The organism is Acinetobacter sp. WCHA29, from assembly GCF_002165335.1.
Classification (GTDB): Bacteria; Pseudomonadota; Gammaproteobacteria; order Pseudomonadales; family Moraxellaceae; genus Acinetobacter.
In genome coordinates this window covers 26758-36974 of sequence record NZ_NHRQ01000014.1, presented here as the reverse complement: position 1 = coordinate 36974, position 10217 = coordinate 26758, and the positions used below count along the sequence as shown (strand labels likewise).

Below are 10217 nucleotides of genomic sequence, written 5' to 3'. Positions count from 1 at the left end.
TTCCTGAAGTGAGCAAAAACATCTTGACCAGAATCAGCTTGAATGAAACCAAAACCTTTAGTTTCGTTAAACCACTTAACAGTACCAGTAACTGTATCAGACATACTTTTAAACCTTTTAAAATTTGTTCATTTATAAATTAAATCAAAATTTTCATTCTGACTTAACTTAATCTATCTTTATTTGACAGATACTGCAAGCATAGCAAATTTTAAGTCATACGAGATAGTGCATCTATGAAAGTATTGAAAGTTTTATCTCTTGAATGAAAGAGGTTGAGCTTTAATAAACCAAATCATGTAAAATAACGTTCTTTGCTAAATCAAAAAATTAGCTTTGATAGTGTAGTTACACAACTTATAAAACTTAAGATTTACTGAAAAGAGATCCTAAAAAATATTTTATCTTTCCCATTTAAGATTTTCTTATATACAAATTTACTGATTGCTTTCTTATACAAAATTCGGCTTTTAGTCAGAAGATCAACCTCTATAAAGCTTAGAATCTCATGCAAAGCACAACTAGAAATCAAAAGATAGTTTTTGGATATAACAAAAAGCCCACATAAAGTGAGCTTTTTTTCAAGCAATCTTATTAGATAACTTTAATTGTAGTTGCTTGTGGTCCTTTTTTACCTTGACCAAGTACAAACGAAACGCGTTGGCCTTCGTTTAATACTTTGAATCCATTGCTTTGGATTTCACTGAAGTGAGCAAAAACATCTTGACCAGAATCAGCTTGAATGAAACCAAAACCTTTAGTTTCGTTAAACCACTTAACAGTACCAGTAACTGTATCAGACATACTTTTAAACCTTTAAACTTTGTTCATTTATGAATTAAATCAAATTATGAATATTGATTTAACCCAACCTATCTTTAACCAATAGATGCTTCAAGTGCTTAAATTATCTATATTAATCGATAAAGCTGATTAACATCGGTATAGAAGCTTTTCCCATCTAGATTAAAATTGACTTCTCGACCCGACTCTAGCTGGATTTTCTTTCCAACCTCTACCCATTTGAAACCATCCAAAGTATTTTGTTGACGTTTCATCGGGATAATTTGCACACAAATTTCATTGCCATTGCTGGCTTTGGCTACACGCCATTCATTAATAATTTTCAAAACAAAATCACTCATTTCTGAGCTCAAGTGATCGATTTGGATTTACTATAACGCTAGATATATGGAGAGAGGTAAACTACAATTCTAGAATCTAATAATTTTTAGCTTTCTTTAGGGTTATTTCAGCTAACTTAATTGCCGTCTAATCTTTCAGATAACAACAACTCAATAATCACAGAGCTAATATTCAATTAACTTTAAAGTGGTAGCGGGAGCTGGATTTGAACCAACGACCTTCGGGTTATGAGCCCGACGAGCTACCAGACTGCTCCATCCCGCATCAACATCTTGATCAACATGTTTGATCAATGAGATGCTTTATACGCCTATCTCCCCCACAATGCAATTTTTTTTTAGAAAAATCACATAATTTACTGCCTAACGCTCAAATTAAACACAAATTGACTAAAAACCAACCAAAATAAGCCTTATTAGTTGATCTATTCAAAAGAGACCGAATTTTGGAATATGTACTCAATAAAACTAACTCTGTTTAATAAATCCACTATTTTCCTATAATTCAAAATCCTACAAAAATATTATGCAGCGAAAAGCCTGCTATGTAACAATATCAACAATCTTTCATTTTTATAGTTCGACATGTCATTAATTATTGGTATTGATCCTGGTTCACGCTTAACAGGTTATGGAATTATCGAAAAAGATGGCAATAAACTACGTTTTGTCGATGCAGGAACCATTCGTACTGAAACTCAAGCAATGCCTGAACGACTAAAACGTATTTTTGCAGGTGTTGAACGTATTGTTAAATTCCACGGTCCTACTGAGGCTGCCGTTGAACAAGTTTTCATGGCGCAGAACCCTGATTCTGCCTTAAAACTTGGACAAGCCCGTGGTGCGGCAATTGCGGCATTGGTCAATTTAGACCTACAAGTCGCGGAATATACTGCTCGTCAAATCAAACAGTCAGTGGTAGGTTACGGCGCTGCTGAAAAAGAGCAAGTTCAAATGATGGTGATGCGTTTATTGAACTTAAGCATTCAACCACAGGCTGATGCAGCCGATGCGTTAGCTGCTGCAATCTGTCATGCCCATGCTTCAGGCAGTATGAGCAAAATGGCGTTGTTAAATGCGCTCGGTGGTATGGCTCGTGGGCGAAGTCGTTCAAGTAGTAGAAGGCGTTAGTTTTGTTGATTTACCACTGTGTAAATCATTTTGCCCATTTCTTGTGCTTGCAAACCCCTCATACCATTTTCAGCAAGTAAATCCCCTGCCTGTGCATGCAAACTCACAATTTCATGCAATGCGACTTGCTCATGAAATTGTGCTTTTAAACTGGCAATCATACCTGCGAGCACATCCCCCATTCCTCCTGTACCCATTCCTGCATTGCCTTGAGTGCAAATCCATAATTGATCATCTAAAGTCAGACTCCCTGCACCTTTAAGCACCCATTGTCCTGTATATTCTTGTTGTAGCTGATAAATTGCTGCAATACGATCTTGCTCAATGTCCGCAGCCGTACAACCCAATAAAGTTGCTGCTTCACCTGAGTGCGGCGTTGCGTATAGATGAGGATTCAATTTTTTCGGATGCTTTGCTAAAAACCAAAGCCCATCTGCATCCAATACGACTTCTAAATGCGAATTTTGGTTGAGTAAATCGAACCATTGCTGATAAATCTGCTCTGCCCATGGATCTCTCCCTAAGCCCATCCCGAAACAGACGGCATCAATTTGAGTTAATAGATGTTGGATCGATTCTTGATCTAAAGCATTAATATCTCGCACCATAATATTCGGTGAACGTGCCAGAATAGCTTGATGATGTTTGGCATGACAGACCACACTGACTTTCCCCGCTCCAGCATGAAACGCAGCTTCAGCAGACATAATCACCGCTCCACCCATATCCGCATGACCACCAACGACAAGTACATGCCCATAACTTCCTTTATGTCCAAAAGCTTGGCGTTTCGGTAATACAATTTTTTCAGGTGATAGATATGCAAGTGGTTTTAATTCTGCATCATTTGGGATTAAGCTGACTAAATGTAGGTTTCCCACATATTCCTTGCCTTGCCCAGTAAACAGTCCTGCCTTATAACCTAAAATTGTAAAGGTTTGATCTGCTTGTATTACACATGGCAAAGCCTGACCTGTATTGGCATGTAGCCCGCTCGGAATATCGATAGCAATCTTTAAACCAATCTGTGAGTTAAACAACTGGATGATCGACTGCCATTTTTGGTCCAGCATTCGATTGAGACCTATGCCAAACAGAGCATCAATATGACAATCAAAAGTTGGAATTTCTTGGTGATTCGCATTTTCCGACAATAAATAATCGATACTTTGAATATCAACTCGATTTAACAGTGCATATTGTACAGCTTGTTTTAAATCTAAAGATTGACCGAGTTCAGCTGCATAAACCGTGATGTAAAATCCATGTTGCTTTAGAAAAGCAGCGATATAGTAACCGTCACCTGCGTTATTACCTTGTCCACACCAAATTGCGATCTTTTGAATTTTGTTTTTATTAAATGCTTCAATTAACTGTTGTGAGATTGTCCAAGCGGCTTGTTGCATCAATCCTAAAGATGAATTTTGCTGCGCAAACCAACGCTGCTCCCATGCTTGAATGCTTTGGCTATGGTAAACTGAACGTTGCATGTTATCCCCTAATTATTGGTTTATGGCTTCAACCACATCCTCTGGAAAATCACTTGATAAAATTGAGCTTCAGCAGCTTGATCCTCAAGAACTTAAAACATGGATAAAAACTCAAGCTTTAGACTTGGGCTTTTCTGATTGTGTCATTGCCAAACCTGATGCTCAAGATCAAATGCCACGTTTTAAAGAATATTTAAAACGGGGTTACCATGCTGATATGCACTATTTGGAAGAGAATTTAGAAAAACGTGCTGATCCAACATTGCTTGTACCTGGAACTAAAAGCATTATTTGTGTGCGGATGAACTATCTTGTGGCATCACCTAAGCCCCGTTATGTACCATTTGAACCAAATTCAGCCATTATTGCGCGCTACGCGCGTGGACGTGACTATCATAAAGTCATGCGTGGTCGACTTAAAACATTAGCCAGTCGTATTAAAGAAAAAGTGGGCGATTTCGAATCACGCCCGTTTGCGGACTCAGCACCTATTTTTGAAAAATCACTTGCTGAAAGTGCAGGTATGGGTTGGACAGGAAAACATACTTTACTCATTCATAAAAAATCAGGTTCTTTCTTCGTTTTGGGTGAGCTATTTACTTCGCTTGACCTCCCTTTTGATCAACCCGCAACAGCCCATTGTGGCTCATGTACTGCTTGCATCGACATTTGCCCAACACAAGCCATTGTTGAACCTTATATGTTGGATGCAAGGAAATGTATTGCTTACTTAACTATTGAATATAAAGGAATCATTCCTGAAGAATTACGTTCAGGAATAGGTAATCGTATTTTTGGCTGTGATGATTGTCAGCTGATTTGCCCGTGGAATGGCTTTGCTAAAACTGCATCAATTCCAGACTTTGACCCAAGACATAGTTTAGATGACATTAGCTTACTAGAGATCTGGCAGTGGAATGAAGCAACTTTTCTTGCAAAAACAGAAGGTAGTCCAATTCGCCGCACAGGCTATCAATCCTTTAAACGGAATATTGCAATCGGCTTGGGAAATGCTCCATACTCGGCTGAAATCGTGAGCCAATTGCAAGAAGCAAAAGCTCTACACGATGAGATTGTCAATGTACATATTGAGTGGGCAATTCAACAACAATTGCAGCAAATAAACGTACCTGAATAGAAAAATGATGTTTTTTGCCCTTTGGCTTTGGCACGATTTCTGTATGATTAATCTCAATGTTTGTAATCAATCATCATGGATATAACAATGACTTTACGTAATGACTGGACTCGTGATGAAATCCAAGCTTTATATGACCAACCTTTTTTAGACTTAGTATTTGCAGCACAAGGCGTTCATCGTGAGCATTTTCAGCCAAATACCATTCAAGTCAGCACACTGCTTTCAATCAAAACAGGTAAATGCCCAGAAGATTGTAAGTATTGCTCGCAATCTGCACATTACGACTCAAAACTAGAAGCAGAAAAGCGTATTGCAGTAGATAAAGTCATTCGTGAAGCTCAAACAGCAAAAGATTCTGGTTCTTCACGTTTCTGTATGGGCGCTGCTTGGCGCAATCCACACGAACGAGATATGCCCTATGTGTTAGAAATGGTTCGAGAAGTAAAAGCACTCGGTTTAGAAACTTGTATGACTTTAGGTATGCTGAATCAGTCACAAGCTGAACGCTTAAAAGATGCAGGTTTAGATTATTACAACCATAACCTTGACACCTCTCGTGAATATTATTCACACATCATCAGTACTCGTAGTTTTGATGACCGTTTAAATACACTTGATCACGTGCGTCAGGCTGGGATGAAAGTTTGTAGTGGTGGGATTGTTGGTCTAGGTGAAACTCGTAATGACCGTATTGGTTTATTACATGAACTTTCTACTATGCCCGTTCACCCTGAATCCGTACCAATTAACATGCTTGTTCCAATTGAAGGTACTCCGCTTGCAGATGTAGAAAAGTTAGATGTTACTGAATGGATTCGTACTATTGCTGTTGCACGTATTATTATGCCTCATAGTTATATTCGATTATCGGCAGGACGCGAATCACTCAGTGATTCAGATCAAGCGCTTGCATTCATGGCAGGTGCAAACTCGCTTTTTTCTGGTGATAAGTTATTGACTACGCCTAATGCTGGAGAAGGTAAAGACCAAATCCTATTTGCTAAATTAGGTTTAACAGCAGAAAAACCGAAACCAACTGTTGCTGAACTCTCCGTAGATGCTATGAGTGCATAAACAAAAAAAGCCTTGTTATTTGACAAGGCTTTTTTCGATCATATTAAATTGATGTCACTAAAATACCGTATTTGGCATTTAAAAACATTCCTACACGAATAATATCCACACCTGCTGCATGTGTGACTGACAACTCTTGAGTATGTACATCAAAATGGAAAGAATCAAAAATATCCTGATGCTGCATCAACCATAGAATGGTATCAGTCGTACTTTCATCTACCTTATAAGTTTCTGACTTAAAATCTTTATCCATACTATTCAAATATCTTTGCTTGATCTATTTATCATAAACAATCAATAGCTTTTATGCAGCTTGTAAAAAAAACACTTAGCCAAAGGAGATTAATAGCAGAACTTTGATAATTTCTTTTGAGCTTGTCATATCGAGTAGCTATTCCTCAACAATCAATAGCTTTTATGCAGATTGTAAAAAAACACTTAGCCAAAGGAGATTAATAGCAGAACTTTGATAATTTCTTTTGAGCTTGTCATATCGAGTAGCTATTCCTCAACAATCAATAGCTTTTATGCAGATTGTAAAAAAACACTTAGCCAAAGGAGATTAATAGCAGAACTTTGATAATTTCTTTTGAGCTTGTCATATCGAGTAGCTATTCCTCTAAATTACTTTAATCAACAAAACATATTTTCAACTAAGTGGTTCTGAATCATAGCCTTTATCTGCGCATACTACTTTTGTCTCTTTTAAATCTAATGTTGATATTAAATCAGGTGCAACTTTAACATCATGTGTGGTTCCATCGGTAATCATGAAATCAATAGGATTGCCATGTGCATCAACAATCAAATGTATTTTTGAGGAGTTACCTCCTACACTTTTAGAAATAGATTGATTCGCTATGCCGGTAGAATGTTGATGAGCACGTACATGAGAGTCATCAATAAAAATCCACTCCATATCGAGGCATGAGGCTAGTAATTTGAATAATCTAAGTAACTTACCGCTGCTTGAGCAACGATTAAAACGTTTGAAAATAGAGTTTGAATGACCAAAACAAGAAGGAATATCTCGCCACGGACAGCCTGTTCTAATTCTATAGAGAATAGCTTCAATAAAATTGCGTAAATTTGAGTTGTGGTGAATGGATAAATTACGCAGAATAACTTTCAACTTTTGCCAATGTTGATCTGTCAACATGGTACGAGGCATAGCGAATAGTAAAATTGGGTTTGGAGATTTGATTTTATTACTTCGCTATTTTTTAAGCTAAAAGTGTCAATACACCCTAATAAAATTATCAATACTTATGAAAATCGTCGTTACCTCCTATACAAGCAAGAACAAAGGTGGACCGACAACCCTTTTTGGCAAGCACATCAAACCGTAGCAAAACAACTTGATTATGCAGTTATGAACGAAGATTTTATGCGCATATTTTAAAAGTCAGACATAAACATCATCTATAAACACCCACATTTCGATAAAAGTTAAATATAAAATCAATAACTAAGAACAGCTTGTATTCTTACTCAAGTTTTGATGTACTAAAATACAGGATAGCAATAATTCCGATAACAACATCTTTTACCACACAGTGTATCGATCCATCGCACTCAACAATAACTGCGATGGGATAAGGAGCAAGTAAATGTCAAGTTATACGCCATCGATACGTTTCAGTTTGTTGTTATTTGCCATGACTCCTATTTTGGTAAACATAAGCGGTTGTTCTAACAACCTTCAGCAAAAAAAAACTATAGCGAATATGCATCAACTTCCCTATCCAACCATTGATAGAGAACTCGGTGAAAAATTACAGCCTGATGAAGAAATAATAGCGAATCAAATTACAGAGCAAATTGTTCAATCAATTCGAAGTCAATACTCCTCTGGCAATGCATTGAGAGATGCGCACCCAAAAGCGCATGGCTGCGTACGTGCAGAGTTTCATGTATCAAAATCTATACCCAAAAACTTAGCCCAAGGAATTTTTGTTCCTGATAAGACCTATTCAGCATGGATTCGTTTTTCTAATGCTTCTGGTGATGCCACAAGAGCAGATGGTACAAAGGACGCGCGTGGTATGGCAATAAAATTGTTAGGTGTCCAAGGTAAAAAAATCTTGGAAAATGATGAGCAAGCGCTGACTCAAGATTTTATCATGATCAACCACCCTGTATTTTTCGTAGATGAACCTTTACGTTATTTATCTTTTATAGAAGATACAAATAGCAAAAGTACTTTAAAAAAATTGCATATCCCTTTCGCATTAGGTTTTAAAGGAACACTCAACGCATTGGGAGCAAGCAATTCAAAAATATCGAATCCAGTTCAAGCTCGCTATTGGTCAATGGTTCCCTATCAATTAGGATTAGGTGCTGATCGTCAAGTAGTAAAGTATTCAGCAAGACCTTGCTCCCTAAGTGCGGATACTATGCTTAATCAATCAGATCCTAACTTTTTGAGGGCAGCTCTACAAAATACCTTAAATAAGAAAGATGTATGTATGGAATTTCTTATACAACCAAGAACATCAAATAAAATGCTTGTAGAAACTTCGATGAATGAATGGAAAGAAGACAAGGCTCCTTTTTATAAAGTTGCAACCATTCATATTCCTCAACAGGTTTTTAGTACGCCTGATCAGAATAAATTTTGTGAAAACCTTTCATTTACGCCTTGGCATTCTCTACCTGAACATAAACCATTAGGTGCGATAAATAGATTACGTAAAGTAATATACGAAAATATAAGTATCGTCAGACATGAAATGAATTCTGCTCAGAGACAAGAGCCTAAATAGAAATGGGCTTTGTTTGATCCTACACAGTATTGTGGATAGTCGGTGCCCTCAAAACTCTTAAAATGTTTCTGTTCAAAGGCTTCTGGGATTAACCAGCCGTTTGCGGAATGCCTTCTGACGCGATTGTAGTAAACTTCAATATATTCAAACAAGACAGAGTTTGCCTCTTTTTTTTGTAGAAAATACACTGTCATGTACCACATGTCCTTTTGATGTATGAAAAAAACTTTCTGTTACTGCGTTATCCCAGCATGAGCAGTATACTGCGCAAGGCTGCGTGACATACTTTCAAGACAGTTATTCGTTAATAATAGTGCTCTAAAATCACGACTGCAGTATTGACTGCCTTGGTCTGAATGGACCATGATATTCGTTGGATATTGAGGTGCAAGCGCATAATTAAATGTGTCACACACCAATTGACGGTCTATTCGATGGCCGGTTTGCCAACCAACAATTCGACAACTGAATAAATTGGTGGTGTTTCAATAACCTAACTCTGCTTTAGCAAAGATGATAAAGCAGTTTGTGATGCCAACTTATACCTTTAAACGTAAATGCAACATATGTGTCGCTATGGTATGACGAATATGATCTGCCCGATTTTTAAAATATCGTTCGCTTAAACCATATCCCGACAGATCTTCAGCCACTTGATAGCCCATTTGATTTACAGCTTGATGTAAAGCTTTAGGTCTAAATTGTCCTATTAACGGCTCTTTTAAGAAACGTGTGAATTGAGAAACGAACATACTTCCAAAACGTTCTACTCCAGATAATTCACGATAATCAATTGAATAATCCATCACCACTTCACTTTTTGCAGCAGCAATACTGCTAATAATTTTTAAAGTATGGAGTGTCGTTTGCGGTTCAAGATAATGGGTTGTACCTAACCATGAGAAAAATGCAGGTTGATTTTGTTGAAAGCCACTTCGAGCTAAAGCATTGGCAATAGACTCTTTTTCAAAATCAATTGGCACAAATTCAACATTGGTCGGGATTTCTCCAAACTCTTTCAGCTTTTTTTGTTTTGCTGCCTGAGTATCAGGATGGTCCACTTCAAAAATTTTGAGATCAGGATAGTGTTGAGCTTGGCGTAAAATAAACGAATCCAGCCCAGCCCCAACCAAGACATATTGTTGGATACCGTGTTGAATTGCTTGCTGCAAAGCATCTTCGGCATAACGTGAACGCCCAACCACCTGCCCTGTCAACAACCCCAAGCTTCGGTTAAACGTGGATGAGTTCATTACTTTAACGGTCAGTGGTGTCGTTAGTAATTTTTTCCAGCCCTGACTAGTCAACTCAAATGCAAACGGATCAGAAAATACTGGATTTTCAGCATTCTGAAAGTGATTTGCTCTTAATGCCGCCGCAGCCTCAGCCTCAGCCGTTCGGCTGGATTGTCCTTCTTTCATATCTCTTTCCCAAGTTCTTTATATTTGGCAAAAAATAAGCAGTTAAT

At 37.6% G+C, this 10217-nt stretch carries 10 protein-coding genes, 1 tRNA gene and 2 pseudogenes; 4 read left to right on the top strand and 9 right to left on the bottom strand.

Annotated elements, in window-relative coordinates; translation table 11 throughout:
- The 4 genes from CDG59_RS10290 to CDG59_RS10275 form a co-directional block, all read right to left on the bottom strand.
- On the bottom strand, window positions 1-104 hold a 104-nt coding region (locus CDG59_RS10290), incomplete at its 3' end, for a cold-shock protein (protein ID WP_143225222.1).
- A 490-nt stretch (window positions 105-594) separates the two neighbouring features.
- The gene (locus tag CDG59_RS10285; protein WP_004661816.1) at window positions 595-804 is read right to left on the bottom strand and encodes a cold-shock protein; all 210 of its coding nucleotides are present in this window, start codon (window positions 802-804) and stop codon (window positions 595-597) included.
- Window positions 805-911: 107 nt separating this feature from the next.
- The gene (locus tag CDG59_RS10280; protein WP_087545208.1) at window positions 912-1145 is read right to left on the bottom strand and encodes a transposase; all 234 of its coding nucleotides are present in this window, start codon (window positions 1143-1145) and stop codon (window positions 912-914) included.
- Window positions 1146-1333: 188 nt separating this feature from the next.
- Window positions 1334-1410: transfer RNA gene (locus tag CDG59_RS10275), tRNA-Met, on the bottom strand.
- Window positions 1411-1730: 320 nt separating this feature from the next.
- Between CDG59_RS10275 and ruvC the strand changes: the two genes are divergently transcribed.
- Window positions 1731-2276, top strand: coding sequence for a crossover junction endodeoxyribonuclease RuvC (ruvC, locus tag CDG59_RS10270; protein WP_087545206.1), 546 nt, complete (start codon window positions 1731-1733; stop codon window positions 2274-2276).
- Here the strand turns inward: ruvC and CDG59_RS10265 are convergent.
- Window positions 2273-3766: an NAD(P)H-hydrate dehydratase gene (locus CDG59_RS10265; protein ID WP_087545204.1), complete on the bottom strand. Its 1494-nt coding sequence runs from the start codon at window positions 3764-3766 to the stop codon at window positions 2273-2275. The two genes, ruvC and CDG59_RS10265, sit on opposite strands and share 4 nt — an antisense overlap.
- A gap of 22 nt (window positions 3767-3788) precedes the next feature.
- Between CDG59_RS10265 and queG the strand changes: the two genes are divergently transcribed.
- Complete coding sequence (gene queG, locus CDG59_RS10260) at window positions 3789-4904, top strand: tRNA epoxyqueuosine(34) reductase QueG (protein ID WP_087545234.1); 1116 nt, start codon at window positions 3789-3791, stop codon at window positions 4902-4904.
- A gap of 87 nt (window positions 4905-4991) precedes the next feature.
- On the top strand, window positions 4992-5981 hold the full coding sequence (gene bioB / locus CDG59_RS10255) for a biotin synthase BioB (protein ID WP_087545202.1): 990 nt from the start codon (window positions 4992-4994) through the stop codon (window positions 5979-5981).
- Window positions 5982-6024: 43 nt separating this feature from the next.
- Here the strand turns inward: bioB and CDG59_RS10250 are convergent, their stop codons facing one another.
- Window positions 6025-6237, bottom strand: coding sequence for a hypothetical protein (locus CDG59_RS10250; protein ID WP_004661803.1), 213 nt, complete (start codon window positions 6235-6237; stop codon window positions 6025-6027).
- A gap of 162 nt (window positions 6238-6399) precedes the next feature.
- Window positions 6400-7155, bottom strand: a pseudogene (locus tag CDG59_RS10245) (IS5 family transposase).
- A gap of 439 nt (window positions 7156-7594) precedes the next feature.
- On the opposite strand from CDG59_RS10245, the gene CDG59_RS10240 reads away from it, so the two are divergent.
- Window positions 7595-8749: a catalase family protein gene (locus CDG59_RS10240; RefSeq protein ID WP_087545201.1), complete on the top strand. Its 1155-nt coding sequence runs from the start codon at window positions 7595-7597 to the stop codon at window positions 8747-8749.
- A gap of 19 nt (window positions 8750-8768) precedes the next feature.
- On the opposite strand, the pseudogene CDG59_RS10235 reads toward CDG59_RS10240, so the two are convergent.
- Both CDG59_RS10235 and CDG59_RS10230 read right to left on the bottom strand, forming a co-directional pair.
- Window positions 8769-9225 (bottom strand): annotated as a pseudogene (locus tag CDG59_RS10235) (DDE-type integrase/transposase/recombinase); the annotation flags it as partial.
- 63 nt (window positions 9226-9288) lie between these two features.
- Entirely contained in the window at window positions 9289-10170 is an 882-nt protein-coding gene (locus tag CDG59_RS10230; protein WP_087545199.1) for a class I SAM-dependent methyltransferase, read from the bottom strand.
- Window positions 10171-10217: the final 47 nt, after the last annotated feature.

Excerpts from the sequence above, each read along its gene's own strand:
- CDG59_RS10230 (WP_087545199.1), bottom strand. The coding sequence starts at position 10,170 with ATGAAAGAAGGACAATCCAGCCGAACGGCTGAGGCTGAGGCTGCGGCG.
- CDG59_RS10240 (WP_087545201.1), top strand. The coding sequence starts at position 7,595 with ATGTCAAGTTATACGCCATCGATACGTTTCAGTTTGTTGTTATTTGCC.
- CDG59_RS10265 (WP_087545204.1), bottom strand. The coding sequence starts at position 3,766 with ATGCAACGTTCAGTTTACCATAGCCAAAGCATTCAAGCATGGGAGCAG.
- CDG59_RS10250 (WP_004661803.1), bottom strand. The coding sequence starts at position 6,237 with ATGGATAAAGATTTTAAGTCAGAAACTTATAAGGTAGATGAAAGTACG.
- queG (WP_087545234.1), top strand. The coding sequence starts at position 3,789 with ATGGCTTCAACCACATCCTCTGGAAAATCACTTGATAAAATTGAGCTT.
- CDG59_RS10280 (WP_087545208.1), bottom strand. The coding sequence starts at position 1,145 with ATGAGTGATTTTGTTTTGAAAATTATTAATGAATGGCGTGTAGCCAAA.
- CDG59_RS10285 (WP_004661816.1), bottom strand. The coding sequence starts at position 804 with ATGTCTGATACAGTTACTGGTACTGTTAAGTGGTTTAACGAAACTAAA.
- bioB (WP_087545202.1), top strand. The coding sequence starts at position 4,992 with ATGACTTTACGTAATGACTGGACTCGTGATGAAATCCAAGCTTTATAT.
- ruvC (WP_087545206.1), top strand. The coding sequence starts at position 1,731 with ATGTCATTAATTATTGGTATTGATCCTGGTTCACGCTTAACAGGTTAT.